Below are 17355 nucleotides of genomic sequence, written 5' to 3'. Positions count from 1 at the left end.
CGAAGATGGTTACTTTACGAAGAAAAAGGGGAAATAGTGTATAATGGTACCATCATTGCAGCGGAAGAAGGAGACGACTATGACCTCATCATATTCAGACGATAGCCTAGCGTTACACACAGATCTTTATCAATTAAACATGGCAGAATCCTACTGGGCGGATGGCATACACGAACGGAAAGCTATTTTTGAATTGTATTTCAGAAAGATCCCGTTTGGAAATGGCTATGCTATTTTTGCAGGACTTGAACATGTATTGAAATATTTGCAGGAGTTTTCATTTACTGAAAGCGACTTAGCATATTTGCGTGAAGAACTTGGATTTGCTGATGACTTTTTGGAGTATCTGAAAGATGTTCGCTTTACTGGGGATGTTTATTCCATGAAAGAAGGCGAGCTGGTCTTCGCGAATGAACCAATGATTCGTATTGAAGCACCATTGCTTGAAGCACAACTGATTGAAACGGCATTGCTCAATATCATCAATTATCAGACGTTGATCAGCACGAAAGCTAGTCGGATTAAGCAGGTTGTAAAGGATGATATCGTTATGGAATTCGGCAGTCGACGTGCGCACGAAATGGATGCGGCGATCTGGGGAGCACGGGCTGCTGTAATCGGCGGTGTCGAATCAACGAGTAATGTGCGGGCTGGAAAACGCTTTGGCCTGACAGTTTCCGGTACCCATGCGCATTCATTCGTTCAAGCGTATAAAGACGAATACACTGCTTTTAAAGTCTACGCACAACGTCATAAGGACTGCGTATTTTTAGTGGACACTTACAATACTTTGAAAATCGGTGTACCTACTGCGATTAGAGTTGCCAAAGAACTTGGCGACAGCATCAATTTTATCGGTGTTCGGCTCGACAGCGGAGATATTGCGTTCTTGTCAAAAGAAACTCGCCGTATGCTTGATGAAGCGGGCTTCCCGGACGCGAAAGTTGTCGTCTCCAATGATTTGGATGAATACACGATTTTGAACTTAAAAGCACAAGGCGCGCAAGTTGATATTTGGGGGATCGGCACCAAATTGATTACTGCTTATGATCAGCCTGCGCTTGGAGCGGTCTATAAAATTGTCTCTATTGAAAACAGTGATGGTGAGATGGAAGATACAATTAAAATCTCGGCCAATGTGGAAAAAGTGACAACACCAGGACGCAAAAAACTGTACCGGATTATCGATCTGGAAAACGGCAAAGCGGAGGGTGATTACATTACGATGCATGACGAGGATCCGACACAAGAGGAACGGATTAAAATGTTCCATCCGGTACACACATTCATCTCGAAATTTGTTACGAATTTCAAGGCGGTCAATTTACATGAACAAGTGATCCGTAAAGGTGAAGTGATTTATGAGAATCCGGCCGTTTATGACATCCGTGCATACGCACAACAGAACCTCGAACTGTTATGGGAAGAATATAAACGTTCATTAAATCCAGAGGAGTATCCTGTCGATCTCAGTCAGAAATGTTGGGACAATAAAAGACGTAACATTGAAGAAGTTCATGAGATGGTAAATAACTTTAAATGAAGCAAAGGAGTGGGAGCGTTGACATTGCAGCAAGAAATTATCCAAGCACTAAAAGTGAAGCCGGAAATCGATCCGCAGCAAGAGATCCGGACTTCCATTGAATTTTTAAAAGCTTATTTGAAGAAGAATACATTTTTGCAAGGCTTTACTTTAGGGATTTCGGGCGGTCAAGATTCAACGTTAGTCGGCATGCTTGCACAAATGGCAATAAACGAGTTGAATGAAGAAGCGGGTAAAGAAGACTATCGCTTCTATGCGGTTCGCTTGCCATATGGTGTCCAGTTTGACGAAGATGACTGTCAGGATGCGTTAAATTTCATCCAGCCATCGATCGTCTATTCCGTGAATATAAAAGAAGCGGTAGATGCCAGTGAGCGCGCCCTTGCCAATGCGGGCCTGCATCTTACGGACTTCGATAAAGGGAATGAAAAGGCCCGTGAACGAATGAAAGTCCAATTTTCAGTGGCAGCAGTTCATCATGCCGTTGTTCTTGGAACGGATCACGCCGCAGAAGCAATTACAGGTTTTTACACGAAGTTCGGGGATGGTGCGGCGGATCTTATGCCGATCTATCGCCTGAATAAACGTCAGGGAAGACAGCTGTTGCAGGCGCTGGATTGTCCGCCGCACTTGTACAATAAAATCCCGACTGCTGACCTCGAGGGGAATAAACCGGCTATACCCGATGAAATTGCACTGGGTGTGACGTATGATGAAATTGACGACTATTTGGAAGGTAAAGAAGTCTCTGATGAGGCACGCGAGCGAATAGAAGGGCATTATTTGCGGTCTGCTCACAAACGACACTTACCGATTACAGTATTCGATGACTTTTGGAAATAAGAACTGCCTGCCTTTTGTTTAACAGAAGGCGGCAGTTTTTCTGTTTGTCGGACCTAATAGTTTCAGGTATGATAGTTTAATACAGATCAATTACGCCTCGGCGTAATTGCGTCCAGATTTTGAATCGAGCATGTCCGATTCACTCCTTTCAGAATCTGTGACATCCGCCGAAGGTATTATCCTCATTCAGCGGGTGTTTGAACACCTGCTGAATAAAGATAAATGGGATGAGTTAGTGAATTGAGGGGGAAACGATATGCATTCACAGTGGATCGAACAAGTACTGGGGAATATAGAGAAAGTCATTGTCGGCAAACGAGAAGTTGCGGAGTTAAGTATTACGGCATTGCTGGCGGGTGGCCATGTGCTGCTTGAGGATGTGCCGGGCGTTGGAAAAACCATGTTAGTGAGAGCGCTTGCAACATCGATTGGTGCACAATTTAAACGAATACAATTTACGCCCGATTTATTGCCGTCCGATGTTTCGGGGGTTTCGATTTATAATCCGCAAACGATGCAGTTCGAATTTCGACCTGGCCCACTGATTGGCAATATTGTGTTGGCGGATGAGATTAATCGGACATCACCGAAAACACAAGCAGCTTTATTGGAAGGCATGGAAGAGGCATCGATTACTGTAGATGGCACGACGATTCAACTTCCTAAACCATTTTTCGTAATGGCTACGCAAAATCCAATTGAATATGAAGGGACGTATCCGTTACCGGAAGCTCAACTGGACCGTTTTATTTTCAAATTGAAAATGGGCTATCCATCAAAGCAACAAGAAATGGATATTTTAAAGCGGGCAGAGCAGCAAACACCGATTGAGCAGATAGGACCTATTGTGACGATAGAAGAGTTATTGGAATTGCAGCAGAAAGTCCAAGAAGTCGTTGTAGACAATACGGTTGTTTCCTACATAGTAGATTGTGCTGAAGCGACGCGTCATCATGAATCTGTGTCGTTAGGCGTAAGTCCACGGGGGTCTCTCGCACTCATGAAAGCCTGTCAAGCATATGCATTTATTAAAGGTCGTTCATTTGTCTTACCGGATGATGTGCAGTTTCTAGCTCCCTACGCATTTTCACACCGCTTGATTTTAAAGCCAGAAGCTAAATATAAAGGAATGGACCCAAGTGAGCTCATCCGACAGGTTTTATCTCGTTTGGAAGTGCCAGTTCAGCGGCCAACTTCTGTATGAAGCAACTGATTAAGCGCTTAAAATCGATTGGTAGTATTGTCGGAGTTGTTGGGATTGGTGTAGCGTCCTATATTTTTGCGAAATTTCAAGGTGGATTCGTCAGTTGGTTTATCTTCTATATGCTGTTGCCATTTGTATTGTATTCTATCCTGCTTTATTTTTATCCGTTACGAGATTTCACTGTGAAACGGAAGATTTCAGCTGAACAATTGACACGCGGGGGACGGGTAATCGTTCGTTTGATTATTGAACGAAAGTTGCCGATGCCTTTGTTGTATACAGTAATTATAGATAAAAGAGAGCATGCCAACAAGGAACGGACAGTACAGCAAATCGTGTTGTGGGGCTTTCGAAGACGGTACGAATATTCATATACTCTGACGAATATTCAGCGTGGCGAATATCGGTTGAAAGCTGTGGAAATTGAAGTGGTGGACTTTTTTAATTGGATTCGAAAGCGACGCGTCTATGCGCTCCAAGATTCATTTCTGGTGTACCCGAAAATGACCGATGTGCTGTATGAATCAGCGAATTCACGAACAAGTGAAGGACAGAAGATGTCTGCCTACATGCTGGCAAAAGATGCGACTATACCGTCAAGCGTCCGAGAATATGCTGCAGGTGATCGGATGTCTTGGATTCATTGGAAATCATTTGCGCGTACGAATAAACTTATGACGAAAGAATTCGACGAACAGCACTCTGAACAGTATACAGTGTTACTGGACAGTTCTTCTTCGGAAACGTTTGAGGACACAGTGGAACTCGCAGCTTCCATCCTAACCGCAGCCAGAAATCATCAAGCTATGCTTACTTTGATGATTAGCGGGGATCGGCCTGCGGTATTTCCGGCGATTCAATCGGGCGATCAAATGCAGCAAGCACTCGTTCATTTGGCGAAGATCCAATCAGATGGGACGGGGAGCGTTTCAATGCCATTACAGAAAATGGATGCGAGTAGTAAGTTGCTGGTCATTACAGGGAATTTGCGAATGGAGTTTATCCATAGTGTTCTTCAGTTCTGCCCGAATCCTGCTTCCGTTGTGTGCTTTGTAACCCAGAACGATGAATCGGAAAATCTTCAAGTGATAATTGAGCAGGTCAGACGACTGGGAATTACGGTTCAGATTATCAGTAAAACGAATGTTTCATCTGCGCTGAAAGAGGCGGTGACATCTTGAAAAAAAACAATTTGAACTGGAAGGTACTCGTATTTTTATACGCGTTGAGCATTGTAATGCTTTGGGAATGGTTTATACCGATCATGGAGTTGACCGACTTCGGTTATCCTTCTCTTTTCCTTATTTATTTACTATTATTCTTTGTCTTAGCTTTATTCGACGTGCCTTGGTGGCTAAATGCTCCATTACAACTCCTTTATATACTGTGGACACTCCACTACATATATTTTGATCAACTGTTTTACTCTATGGAGTCGATCGGCCTTATTTTCATAGATCTTAAACAGAATTTGATGTTTTTATTCCAAGGCGATATAGGCGAGCTGTCGAATCTATTTCGCACTGTTTTACTATATACATTAATTTGGATGATTTCGTATTTAATACGACATTGGATAGAAGTGCGCAATAGCATGATGATGTTTTTTGCGATCACGGTTGTGTTTATCGCGCTGCTCGATACGTTCAGTTCATATGATGCATCCGCTTCCATCGTTCGGATTATGATGGTGGGACTGTTGATTGTTGGCTATTTAACACTCATTAAATTGACAGGAAAAGAACGAATTCCGATTCGTCCGAAACGATTGTTGCTGTTGTCATTACCGTTGTTACTACTCGTTGCTTCTGTTGGTTTGCTATCGAAGAATGCCCCTGTTCACCCGCCCGCTTGGCCTGATCCCGTGCCCTTTTTATTATCGATGAGTGATATGTCAGGGAATAAGGATGGCGAAGGTGTTTCAAAGGCCGGCTATGACCCGGACGATTCACAATTGGGCGGAGCTTTCGTCCAAGACCATCAGTTGGTATTTGAGGCGGATGTGCAAAAACGACAGTATTGGCGAATTGAGACCAAGGATACGTACACGTCTAAAGGTTGGGTACAAAATCAAGAGTCCGATTCTGAAATCTTGCATACAAATGAAGATTTATGGGAATCAGAAGATGCAGAGCCGTCCTACGCGAAATTACAATTCTCAGAGCATTTGCCGTTCTTGGTTTCGCCTTACGGTACGCAAAAGTTTTTCTATCCAGAGTCGCTTTCCATCATGCACGAAATAGATGCAAACCGTTTGTATATGCTGATGGGTGTCCAAGAAGAATTGGATAATTATGAAGTGGAGTACGTAACACCTAAGTATTCCATGTCTACTTTAAAGAAAACTGAAATGATCGCGTATGAAGCTGCGCCGGAAAATTTGAATAGCTATATGCAACTTCCTGACGAATTGCCAAAACGTGTAAAAGATTTGGCTTTGTCTATTACGGAGAAGGAAACGAGTGTGTATGATAAAGCCAAAGCGGTGGAACAGTATTTTAAAAGGAATGGCTTTACTTATGAGACACAGAATGTAGCATATCCAAGTCCCAATCAGGATTATGTAGACCAATTTTTATTCGATACGAAAAAAGGGTACTGTGATAATTTTTCAACATCTATGGCTGTAATGTTGCGTTCAGCAGGGATTCCGACACGTTGGGTGAAAGGCTTTGCACCAGGTGAGCTTTCGTATAAAGCGTCGGGAAAAACTGTCTATCGCGTGACGAATGATGAGGCTCATTCGTGGGTAGAGGCGTATATTCCAGATGTCGGATGGATGCCCTTTGAGCCGACAATAGGATTTACCCATCCGACTGAAATAAAATTTGACGTCGTAACTAAAGATGAAGAAGAGCAAATTAAGAAGAAACCAGAAAAAGAACAAGTAGAAAAAGAACAGCAACAGAAAAAGAAGAACACAACACCATCGATGTTCAGCAAGTTGAAAGGACAATTCATATGGTTCTTCACTCAATGGTGGTTGTATGCAGTACTTGTACTTTTATTAGTTGGCGGTATAGTATTTGCTTATCAAAAGCGAAGAAGCTGGCTGCCGAAATGGCGAGTGAAGCAACTTCGAAAGCGACCGGATGGCTGGCAGAAATTCGAACAGCAGTACATCCAACTAGTAAAACAATTATCACGCGCTGGCTTGCCGAAAGAGCCAGGAATGACACTCTCTCAATACGCCATACTAGTTGATGAACAATACGGTGGCGAACGTATGCATATGCTGACAGATGCGTATGAAAAGGCAATTTACGGAAATGATCGGACGTCGCAGGATTGGATTAAATTAAATGAAGTGTGGGAAGATTTAATCATTAGTTCAACTTGTTGATTTTTTTAAAAAACATGCGTAAAATATGTAGCGAATGAATGCTTGATATGACCTCATATATCTTGCTATAACGAACGTTGACTGCCATTGTATTACGTTATATGTATTCTTTGGCGGAAAAGGCGCGTGGAAAGTTACTTTCTTACGCGTCTTTTGTGATTGAGGCATGAATCGGCACTATTAAATTGGAAGAGGTGGATCAGTTGTCAAACGCTCCTTTGTTAGTCGAACAAGAAAAAATTGTGGTACTCGATTACGGCAGTCAGTATAATCAGCTTCTCACGCGTACGATCCGTGAATTCGGTGTGTATAGTGAGCTTCATGCACATACAACGACTGTTGATGAATTGAAGAAAATGAATCCGGTTGGTATTGTCCTTTCTGGTGGAACATCTTCCGTTGGGGATTCTGCTGCTTATGATATCAATCCAGAAATCTTCACATTAGGTATTCCTGTCTTAGGCGTCAATTATGGGACTCAGCTAATCGTGAATCATTTTGGCGGTACATTGGAAAAGCTGGCAGATCGCACTTACCGACAAGAGTCCATTACGGCAGATACCACATCTACATTGTTTGCTGGGCAAACAGAGAAGCAAAGCGTCTGGATGGGGCAAAGCGCTCATGTTGCGCAATTACCCGAAGGATTCACTGCGTCCGCAAAAGATTCTGCTGGTAATATTGCAGCGATTTCAAACGACGAGCAACAGGTCTATGGAGTTCAATTCCATCCTGAGGTTCACCACTCAGAACAAGGCAAAGAAGTGTTGCGTCATTTTGTATTTGATATTTGTAAAGCAAAAGGCGATTGGACAATGGAACGGTTCATTGAAATTGAAGTGGAAAAAATCCGCTCGACTGTTGGAGATCGTAAAGTGCTTTGCGCATTAAGCGGCGGAGTTGATTCATCAGTAGTAGCGGCTTTGATCGACCGTGCAATTGGGGATCAGCTAACTTGTATTTTCGTCGACCATGGACTACTCCGTAAAGGCGAAGTTGAAAGTGTTGTAAAGACATTTAGTGAACAATTCAGCATGCATTTCATTAAAGTGGATGCACGCAAACGATTCTTGGACAAACTTGAGGGCATTACGGACCCTGAGCAAAAGCGTAAAATTATCGGCAATGAATTCATTTATGTCTTCGATGAAGAATCCGCAAAATTGGACGGCATTAAGTTCCTGGCACAAGGAACAATTTATGCAGATATCATCGAAAGCGGTACAGCAACTTCCGCTACAATCAAATCACATCATAATGTCGGTGGATTACCGGAAGATATGGATTTTGAATTAATCGAACCTCTCCGTGCGCTATTTAAAGATGAAGTTCGCGCGGTTGGTGCAGAGCTTGGTTTGCCGGATGAAATCGTTCATCGCCAACCATTCCCGGGCCCTGGACTAGGAGTTCGTGTACTTGGAGAAATTACAGAGGACAAGCTTGAGATTGTTCGCGATGCAGACTGGATTTTGCGTGATGAAATTGCAAAAGCAGGACTCGACCGTTCAATCTGGCAATACTTCGCAGTCCTTCCGAATATTCGAAGTGTCGGCGTTCGTAACGAAAAGCGTTCTTACGACTATGCAGTTGGTATTCGCGCAGTTCATTCGGTTGATGGTATGACGGCCGACTGGGCACGTATACCTTGGGATGTATTGGAAAAAATCAGTACGCGTATTACAACAGAAGTTGACCAAGTGAATCGTGTTGTATATGATATTACGGCAAAACCACCTGGCACGATTGAGTGGGAGTAATTTTGTCTTGTAAACGTCTGTGAGAGTAGTCGTATCAAGGGCTTACAGTACTTGTGATAGGGTTTAAATTCATTTACCTGCAACGATTGCGTTGTAAAATAGGACTTTCCTTTATTCATGTTAATCATGATGAAAGGGAGGTCTTTTTTGTGACTAGAATTATGGAGCTAATTGATGATTTTAAGTTGAATCAAGAAATCATTGGTCGTAAACCGAAGTATGTTGAGATGTGTGTGTGGCGGTTGAAACGATGGAAAAATTTTATGAAGGAGAAGTTTGAAATACAGGATGTTGAGCAGGTTCAGCCAAAGCATATTAAAAAGTACATTCAGCACCGCCAAAAGTTAGGCAATGAGAAGCCCATCACGCTCAACAACAACCTAGCGACTTTGAAAGTGTTCTTCAATTACTTGATTGATGAAGAATATCTTGAGGAGAAGGACAATCCTTTGAGACGAATCAAGAGCATGAAGGAAGAAAAGCGTGTCATTATGACATTCAATGATGAAGAGGTGAAACGCATTATTGGTGATGTTAAAGAGGAAACGTACTCTAATATACGTGACAAGCTTATTCTAATTATGCTCTTTGACACAGGAGTACGAGTCAGCGAACTATGTGGCATTAAGAAAGCCGACATTTCAATGCGCCACATACTGATTCATGGAAAGGGTTCTAAACAACGCCTAGTGTACATTAGCAAGACGATGAGGAAATACATGCGGAAGTATGAGGAAGCGAAGCAGGAGCGTTTTAAGCACAGGCAGGTTGATGATGTGGAGGACTTTTATTTCTTAAACCAATCCGCCACACAGTTGTACCGTTCACGTATCAATAAGATTTTAAAAGAGCATTGCGCCAATGTTGGAATACGTGAGGAAGTCCGATGTTCACCGCATGATTGCAGGCACTATTTTGCACAAAAGCAACTAAGGAATGGCATTGACGTGTATAGTTTGAGTCGTTTATTAGGGCATTTTGATACTCAAGAAACAGCGAAATACCTGAGAGGGTTAGAGCAGGAAAGCATACTCGAAATTGGTCGATTGCATAGTCCGTTGAATGATATTGGTATTTAAGAAAGCGTATAATAACCGATGAACTTTTGGTCTTGTGATATTCGTTAAACACACTATTTATAATTGCTTAGTATGTTTTTGTTTGTTAAGAAGTTTTACTTGAGTAATATAGACGAAGCTAGTCGATTATAATCAATATTTATTGATAAGTGTTGTCTACACTAGTTCCAAAGTAATATAAAATTGTTGTTTTTATGGTGACTTCAATGTATAATATTGATTACGAAGATTACATTACGAAACGTCTAGAGTACGAGCATAGCGTGAAAGAAAGAAAAAGCTGAATGTGAAGCAGTAGCAGAAGAAGTAACTTAGATTTCGTCTAAAATACGTACAACATATTTAGGGGGATAATTTGCTTTTGCTAAAGTGCCTTTCTTTTTGAAAGGTACTTCCCAACTCTAGTTATTTTGTGTGGCAATAGTTTAGGCACTTACAGCTTGTAATTTAAAGGTTTGAATATTTCCAATGAATCTTTTGTGCCTAGTTAAATAGCGAGATAATCAATTACTAATATTAAATAATCTATTTAGTAGTTGAATGTCTCGCAGAATGACTATTAGAAAAAAGGAGCAGATAATATTGGAATTAACAACATTAGAAGCTATTCAATACTGTATTGATGAAGGTATTGAGGGAGCAGAGAAAAGGTTACAAAGCTATGAACGTAGACAGAGAATTGATAATTCAAGCGTTCTGGAAGCCTTGATAAAAGACATTCTGACAATTCATGTAACGTGTGAGTTTAAAAAGGATAAAGAAGGTGAGATTTTAAAGGGTAAAAAGCGTAGGTTCGTTTTGGGAGAGAAACGGAGTGAACGAGCAAAGCGCTTGGATGGTCGAAGAAGCAATGGAGCTGTCAGGGAAGATGATAGGAAGGTTCTTGATGAGCATATCTTTAGAACCATTATCAAGTTAGAACCAAAATATTGGAATTATGAAAAAGACACTGTTGAAATTACAACAACAGAGCTTATTCAACACTATGCTTTGATAAATCCAAATGGAATTGAACACAAAGAAATATTGAAAATCATCAATGAGCATATTTTTGGAGAATCAAAGCTAGTCTATGCACATTCAATTACTGAATATATTCGTGCTTATATTAGAGATACGAACCGGAATATTTTGACAAGTTCTTTAAATGCGCTTGAGAAAAGTGACAGAATAGTTTTATCACATCGTTACTTTGTTTCAGATAAAACAGGGAACAATGAAGTTGATGAATTTGGTTATACTGCTATGAAGGCACAGATAGAGTTTGAAATTGATGAGTTTAACTATTGGAATAAGACTAGATACACATTGAACGCATTTCAGAAGATGAGAGCCAAGGAAAAGCGTTTTCGCAAGGAAAAAGAAAGAGACTTTTTGGAGCATATGGAAAAGAAGTGTGACATTCTCGTCTATAAGAAAAATGTTATTCGTATTCTCGACAAAGAGAGTATTCAAGTCCCCCTCCAAATGTCTAAACAGATATATTCAGATATTCTCTTGAAGCGTGTAAAGAAGGATTACATTGAAGCTTCGGCAACATTGGGCGGTAGCTTCTTTGAACGGTATAGAAGTTTTATTCTTGCCAAAGTGATTGAAACCTTTGGGGTAGAGCTTCCAACTTGGTGTATTGAATATTTTGATAGATATTCAGATGGGTTTGGGCAAGTTACTTTTCATGAAGATTTGCTTACAGAGGAAGAAAAGAAGGTTGTTGGTTTAATCTCAATTTCTCCTTATAGTGAGGAGGAGATTGAAGAACAGATGCCATTTTAAAGCAAATTAGCATGCCGTGATTACGTGGTGTGCTTTTTCTTTTGTTCAATCTTTATTACCAATCCAAAGCCACGGGGCAGACGCATGAATCGTACCGTGGTGATGGATAGAGTAGATGGGGCTATTAATGCCATATGATGTTAAATTGGAATATGTCGGTAGTGGTGCATTGGGGGAATTAGAAGTAGTTATATCGTAGTGCGTTTAATGATATATCCTTCAAATTCAACCTCCAATAACTGAACAAATTCAGATGGCTTCATATTCATTGCGTCTGATAATAAAAAAATAGTTGTGATTGTCGGTTGTTTTACGTTTCTTTCCAACATGCTTATATAGGTTCTATCGAGACCGCTTTTAAAAGCCAATTCTTCCTGTGAATACTTCAATGATTTACGCATTCTTTTTAACACCGAGCCAATTGTAATATTTTCGATTTCAGTCAAGAGAAAAAATCTCCTTTTTAACTCAATTACAATGGTGTTTAGCGTTTCAATCCACGTACCATAGTCTACAAAAGTTAATGAACTTCAATTTTATATACTAATATAGTTATAAATGTAGTAAGATGGTATTGTAGACTATAGTACTTACTTAATTACAATGGAGGGTAAGGAGGTTAAGTTTTTGAGTGAAAATCAAAGTCAAGAGGAACAACGTGAAAGAAACGAACGAATAGGTTGCGGTGCCTTACTGTTCGTTATTATTATTGGTTTTATTATATATTCTTTGGCAACTAGTGAAAGTGATAGCTATGACCCGAATGATTGGAATTTTGATGGGAAAGTGGATTATGATGATGCTGAAATGAAATTGGATTGGATTATAGAAAATGAATAGATTACAATATTCGAAAAAGGAACATTCTTGTTAGAGGGATTTTTTTAATACTTGAAAATATGTGAAACCATTGATATCAAGATTTATAGAGGGAGATGTAGTGAAAATGAAAGCTAAAAGGTTTATTGTTGTTTTATTTTTTTTAGTTCTTTTTGTTGGAGAGGTTTCTCAAGTAGAGGCTTCTAGTGTTGGACAAAATAAGTATGTAACTTCTAAGGGTGACTTGATATTGAGAGTAGAACCAAACTCAAAAGGCGCTAAAGTAACCATGTTGAAGAAAGGCTCAAAAGTTTTTGTCTATTCAACAGATAAAAATGGTTGGTCACATATTAAACAAGGAAACTATAGGGGTTATACAAAGGATTCTTATTTAGTGGCTAAATCAAGTTCTACTGCAAAAAAAATACCCAAAAGCACATTGGCAGAAAAAGAACTTAAAAATGCTTTAATAGAGATTCGAGCTAAGCAGAAAAAATATCCTACTTATTCTCAAGAATATCGTGATGCTCTCAATGAGGAAAATAAAATAATTCAAAAATTGATTGATTTAAACAACCAAAAAATCAAAGAGTTAGAAAAATCAATCGGAAGATGAAAGATTCAAAGAACAAGTTCTTTATCTCATATTTTAACTAACTGAACCCAAGGTAGAGTGTACAACAGCTCTACCTTTTTCTATGCGTATTAGTAACAAAAATGCTTGTCTGTTATAGCAGGCGATACGATAGCGTCTAGTGGCGGTCGCTTGTAATTATCGCTAACTCATCATGAATTACAATTAAAACCTATATAGATTCCGCTACCAGATCGAATGGACATAAAGTGGCGGTAAATAGGTCAAAATGTATCATCACTTAACTCTAGTGATTATGGGCGAATTTTTTCACAAAGAAACATAGTTTACAACGATAACCTCATCTCATAGGAATGGTGTTGTAATTTTTGAGTATTGACACCGAAAGTGCGATGCAGTAGTATCAAGGTATCGATTGGTGTCATCACTTGGTGTCATAAGTGAACACGGAAAGAGGAATTAAAATGACAGTATATGGATATGCGAGGGTATCAACGATTGGTCAAGACCTTGAAGCACAGATTCAAGCATTGGAAAAAGAAGGCGCAACAGAAATCTTTCAAGAGAAGTTCACAGGGACACAAACTGATAGACCACAATTAAACAAGCTTTTGGAGCTACTTGAGGAAGATGACACGCTTATGGTTACTAAATTAGACCGTATAGCACGTTCCGCTACTCAAGGAAGTGATTTGGTAAAAACGTTAATTGAAAAAGGCGTGAGAGTGAATATCTTGAACATGGGGATTATGGATAACAAACCGACTTCAAAACTTATTCGTACTATTTTCTTTGCTTTTGCTGAATTTGAGCGTGACATGATTGTTGAGCGCACACAGGAAGGCAAGGCAATTGCAAGACAGAACCCTAACTATCGTGAAGGTAGACCGAAAAAATACAACCAATACCAACTCGATGAAGCTATGAAGCTACTTGAAACAATGTCATTTGCACAAACAGAAAAAGAAATGAATCGTAGAGGTACAGAAATCAGCATGAGTACCTTGAAACGTGAAGCAAAGAAACGCAAAGCGCAGGACAACAAATAAGTATATGTAAGAATCAGCAGAAGCCATTATGATTTGGCATTATTTTAATAAGGTTACGCTTAGGTAAATGGATAAGAAAATCAGTATTCTATAAGGCTTTTTCCCTTATCCAATTATTCCAGATATGCCTGTAAAATCAGTGTTTTAATCAGTAGCCGGCAACAGAGGAAGAGTCATTTACAGAGCCGTAGGAACGTTGTGGTGTGTCTTTGAAATACAAATCAATGATTAGGGGGGCGGAGGTCTAGAGCGTGTTACAGAGCCTTGTAAGGGGATAGCCCCTCCGTTCCCGATATTCGACCAATGGGTGTCTGTGCTGAAGTCCGTCCTCTCACACGCATGGGAATTGACCTCTAAAACGAGACGTTATGACGGAACTTGTTCGTTATTCAAAATAATAATATTGTAAAGTAGGGGTTCACCTGCTACAATTGAGGGCGAGAATAGCACGAATAAAGCAGAAAATCCTGTTTAAGTATTTGATGAAAAATCCTAGCTAAAAGCCCGTATTACAACAGAAGTTGACCAAGTGAATCGTGTTGTATATGATATTACGGCAAAACCACCTGGCACGATTGAGTGGGAGTAATCTTTGTCTTCACATGCAAATTTTTATAGGTAAGTTGAACTCCCTTCTATTTGATAATATCAAGTAGTGGGAGTTTTTATATAGATCGGCGCAGGGGCATTATAGGTGAGAGGTAATCATTAATTGAGGAGAAATTAAAAGTGTGAACAGTAAAACGAATATACAAAAACAGTTTTATAAAATTTATAAAGGACTCATCAGTATTTCAGAGTTTGAAGAATGGCTCTATAGAGCACAAGATATTGAAATTGTTTACGGCGAAGATTTTTACTTCGACTTACTAGATCTGGATTATAGAAAGAAACATATAAAAAATGATTTAGACAGGCTGCTTGAGCCGAAAATTCCTTTTGATGAATTTGAACAGAAGAAGATTATTGCGCTTTTGGAAAACATCATATATGAAAAAGAAGATATCGTAGAAAACTTAGAACAGTTATATGATGATTATTGCAGTGGATACTCATTTTTGCGGTATTTAGGGCTTAGTTATATCACGGGAATTGATGGAATTCCTAAGCTGAAGCATGAAGGTGAATGGGATGAAAACGAATTTAAGAGTAAAAGAGAAATATTGAGTAATGTGAAATCAAAGATCATAAAAGAAGCGGTGAGGTTATTGCATTTTTTCCAAAACGGTTTGATACAAATAGTTGAAGAAAATGAGTATCGCGATTATCGAAAAGAAGAAGAGAAAATAGAGCTCACCAGGATTGAAAAGATGTTTAATGAATAAACCGTTGTTTTGATGAAACGGGCAATCCGCCGCTTGATGGTTTTATAAAAATGGCGGCGATTGAGGAATAACAGGGAAGGCTGAAAATATCTCCTGACGTGTAAATAATTGGAGTATTTAATGAACAAAAATTGTTTTGTATATTTAACAATATCGTGCTATTATTTATTATATTGTAATTAAAAAAATGCAGTCGCCGACTGTCTATAACTAAATGTGCAGCTGAAATAAAAACCGGCATTGCATTACAATTGAATACGATCGTATAACGCTAGGAATATGGCCTGGAAGTCTCTACCGAAACACCGTAAATGTTTCGACTACGATCCTGAATAGAAGAGTTTTTTCTATTGGATTGACTGGAGGTATACGAACTGATTTCGTATGCCTCTTTTTTTACATAATGAGCATAAGGAAGGTCACAATGAAAAAATATTTTGAGTTTGATAAGCTAGGTACCAATTATCGTCGGGAGATTATTGGGGGAGTCACTACATTTTTAGCAATGGCTTATATTTTGGCGGTCAACCCGATTATGTTGTCGCTGGATGTAATACCCGATCTACCTGATTCCATGCGAATGGATAAAGGGGCAGTGTTCGTAGCAACAGCACTTTCAGCTGCAGTCGGAACATTATTCATGGGGTTAATTGCCAAGTATCCAATTGGCTTAGCACCTGGTATGGGGTTAAATGCGTTTTTTGCTTTCACGGTTGTTTTAACTTATGGAATTCCATGGCAAACAGGTTTAACGGGTGTTCTGTTTTCTGGTTTGATTTTCATCGTTCTTTCATTAACAGGTCTGCGTGAATTGATTATCAACGCAATTCCTGCCCAACTGAAATTTGCAGTGGGTGCTGGGATTGGATTATTCATTACGTTCCTGGGATTGCAGAACGCCCAAATCATTGTAGCTGATGAGAATACTCTGGTTGGATTGGGTGATTTATCAGCTGGTCCCACATTGCTAACGATTTTTGGATTGGTAGTAACTATCATTATGATGGTACGTAAAATCAAAGGTGCTATCTTCTATGGAATGATTATGACCACGGTCTTAGGTATGTTTGTCAGCTTGATAGAAGTACCTCACAAAGTGGTGGATAAAATACCTTCGGTGGCACCGACATTTGGTGCAGCGTTTGATGCCATCATCAATGAACCTTCTTCATTGATGACGACTCAGTTCCTGGTCATTGTCATTACGTTCTTGTTTGTTGATTTCTTCGACACAGCGGGAACATTAGTCGCGGTCGCTACGCAGGCGGGTTTAATGAAAAATGATCGTTTGCCGCGTGCGGGCAAAGCGTTGATCTCGGATTCATTAGCGACGGTAACAGGAGCTGTAATGGGAACATCTACTACGACGTCTTTTATTGAGTCTACAGCAGGTGTCGCAGCAGGTGCAAAAACGGGCTTTGCTTCTATTGTTACCGCGGTGTTATTTCTATTGGCTTTATTCTTCTCACCATTGCTACTAGTTATTACGCCAGCAGTCACTGCACCAGCTTTAATCATTGTAGGCGTATTGATGGTATCCACGTTAGGGAACATCGAATGGTCTCGTTTTGAAATTGCCGTTCCTGCATTCTTTACGATCATCGCTATGCCTTTGACGTATAGTATCGCAACGGGTATCGCAATCGGTTTCGTGTTTTATCCGATCACTATGCTGGTTAGCGGCAGGAGAAAAGAGATACATCCAATAATGTATGGGTTATTCGTGATATTTATTTTGTATTTCATATACATTAAATAGAGAATACAAATGAAGAAACCGTTCCTTCAATTAACAGATAACAGAGGAACGGTTTTTTTGATGTTTTATAAGATTGTTTGTAGAGATTTGCTTTATTTTAGTATGAGGTTTTCAGTGAGACTTAAAAATAAACATGTTTTTAAAAGAAAGTTGTCCAAAAGTGTTGACGTGTTTAAAAATCTTTGTTATAGTAGTGGAACAGTCAAGAAAGCGACTGCGATGAACCTTGAAAACTGAACAGCAAAACGTTAACGAATTATACGTTT

At 39.7% G+C, this 17355-nt stretch carries 14 protein-coding genes, 1 pseudogene and 1 riboswitch; of the genes and pseudogenes, 14 read left to right on the top strand and 1 reads right to left on the bottom strand.

Annotated elements, in window-relative coordinates; all coding sequences use genetic code 11:
• The first annotated feature begins 79 nt into the window (after nt 1-79).
• The 8 genes from B5D59_RS14960 to B5D59_RS14925 all read left to right on the top strand — a co-directional run bounded on the left by B5D59_RS14960 (nt 80) and on the right by B5D59_RS14925 (nt 11542).
• The gene (locus B5D59_RS14960) at nt 80-1543 is read left to right on the top strand and encodes a nicotinate phosphoribosyltransferase (RefSeq protein WP_078818619.1); all 1464 of its coding nucleotides are present in this window, start codon (nt 80-82) and stop codon (nt 1541-1543) included.
• Nucleotides 1544-1561: 18 nt separating this feature from the next.
• Nucleotides 1562-2386, top strand: a complete 825-nt coding sequence (gene nadE / locus B5D59_RS14955; RefSeq protein WP_078818500.1) for an ammonia-dependent NAD(+) synthetase — start codon at nt 1562-1564, stop codon at nt 2384-2386.
• Nucleotides 2387-2642: 256 nt separating this feature from the next.
• Entirely contained in the window at nt 2643-3590 is a 948-nt protein-coding gene (locus B5D59_RS14950; RefSeq protein WP_009498647.1) for an AAA family ATPase, read from the top strand.
• Nucleotides 3587-4771 (top strand): DUF58 domain-containing protein, encoded by a 1185-nt coding sequence (locus tag B5D59_RS14945; RefSeq protein ID WP_078818499.1) that lies wholly within the window; start codon nt 3587-3589, stop codon nt 4769-4771. The genes B5D59_RS14950 and B5D59_RS14945 overlap by 4 nt, the downstream gene beginning before the upstream one ends.
• The gene (locus B5D59_RS14940) at nt 4768-6933 is read left to right on the top strand and encodes a DUF4129 domain-containing transglutaminase family protein (RefSeq protein ID WP_078818498.1); all 2166 of its coding nucleotides are present in this window, start codon (nt 4768-4770) and stop codon (nt 6931-6933) included. The genes B5D59_RS14945 and B5D59_RS14940 overlap by 4 nt, the downstream gene beginning before the upstream one ends.
• A 203-nt stretch (nt 6934-7136) precedes the next feature.
• Nucleotides 7137-8690 (top strand): glutamine-hydrolyzing GMP synthase, encoded by a 1554-nt coding sequence (guaA, locus tag B5D59_RS14935; protein ID WP_040759842.1) that lies wholly within the window; start codon nt 7137-7139, stop codon nt 8688-8690.
• A 149-nt stretch (nt 8691-8839) separates the two neighbouring features.
• Nucleotides 8840-9769 (top strand): tyrosine-type recombinase/integrase, encoded by a 930-nt coding sequence (locus B5D59_RS14930; protein WP_078818497.1) that lies wholly within the window; start codon nt 8840-8842, stop codon nt 9767-9769.
• Between the two features lie 582 nt (nt 9770-10351).
• Nucleotides 10352-11542, top strand: a complete 1191-nt coding sequence (locus B5D59_RS14925; protein ID WP_078818496.1) for a hypothetical protein — start codon at nt 10352-10354, stop codon at nt 11540-11542.
• A gap of 188 nt (nt 11543-11730) precedes the next feature.
• On the opposite strand, the gene B5D59_RS14920 is transcribed toward B5D59_RS14925, so the two are convergent.
• The gene (locus B5D59_RS14920) at nt 11731-11988 is read right to left on the bottom strand and encodes a helix-turn-helix domain-containing protein (RefSeq protein ID WP_245799540.1); all 258 of its coding nucleotides are present in this window, start codon (nt 11986-11988) and stop codon (nt 11731-11733) included.
• Nucleotides 11989-12169: 181 nt separating this feature from the next.
• Between B5D59_RS14920 and B5D59_RS14915 the strand changes: the two genes are divergently transcribed.
• The 6 genes and pseudogenes from B5D59_RS14915 (at nt 12170) to B5D59_RS14890 (ending at nt 17089) form a co-directional block, all read left to right on the top strand.
• Nucleotides 12170-12382: a hypothetical protein gene (locus B5D59_RS14915; protein WP_078818495.1), complete on the top strand. Its 213-nt coding sequence runs from the start codon at nt 12170-12172 to the stop codon at nt 12380-12382.
• Nucleotides 12383-12488: 106 nt separating this feature from the next.
• A complete protein-coding gene (locus tag B5D59_RS14910; RefSeq protein ID WP_078818494.1) occupies nt 12489-12977 on the top strand; it encodes an SH3 domain-containing protein in 489 nt (162 codons plus the stop codon).
• A gap of 443 nt (nt 12978-13420) precedes the next feature.
• A complete protein-coding gene (locus B5D59_RS14905) occupies nt 13421-14005 on the top strand; it encodes a recombinase family protein (protein ID WP_078818493.1) in 585 nt (194 codons plus the stop codon).
• Between the two features lie 505 nt (nt 14006-14510).
• A pseudogene (locus B5D59_RS14900) lies at nt 14511-14594 on the top strand (GMP synthase (glutamine-hydrolyzing)); the annotation flags it as partial.
• A 142-nt stretch (nt 14595-14736) separates the two neighbouring features.
• Nucleotides 14737-15330, top strand: a complete 594-nt coding sequence (locus B5D59_RS14895; protein WP_078818492.1) for a hypothetical protein — start codon at nt 14737-14739, stop codon at nt 15328-15330.
• Between the two features lie 241 nt (nt 15331-15571).
• Nucleotides 15572-15673: riboswitch (purine riboswitch) on the top strand.
• 81 nt (nt 15674-15754) lie between these two features.
• Entirely contained in the window at nt 15755-17089 is a 1335-nt protein-coding gene (locus B5D59_RS14890; protein ID WP_040759841.1) for an NCS2 family permease, read from the top strand.
• The last annotated feature ends 266 nt before the right edge of the window (nt 17090-17355 follow it).

This window comes from Sporosarcina newyorkensis (assembly GCF_900167515.1).
In the GTDB taxonomy this organism is placed as follows: Bacteria; Bacillota; Bacilli; order Bacillales_A; family Planococcaceae; genus Sporosarcina; species Sporosarcina newyorkensis.
The sequence above is the reverse complement of the archived record's forward strand: the minus strand, read 5'-3'. Positions and strand labels throughout refer to the sequence as shown.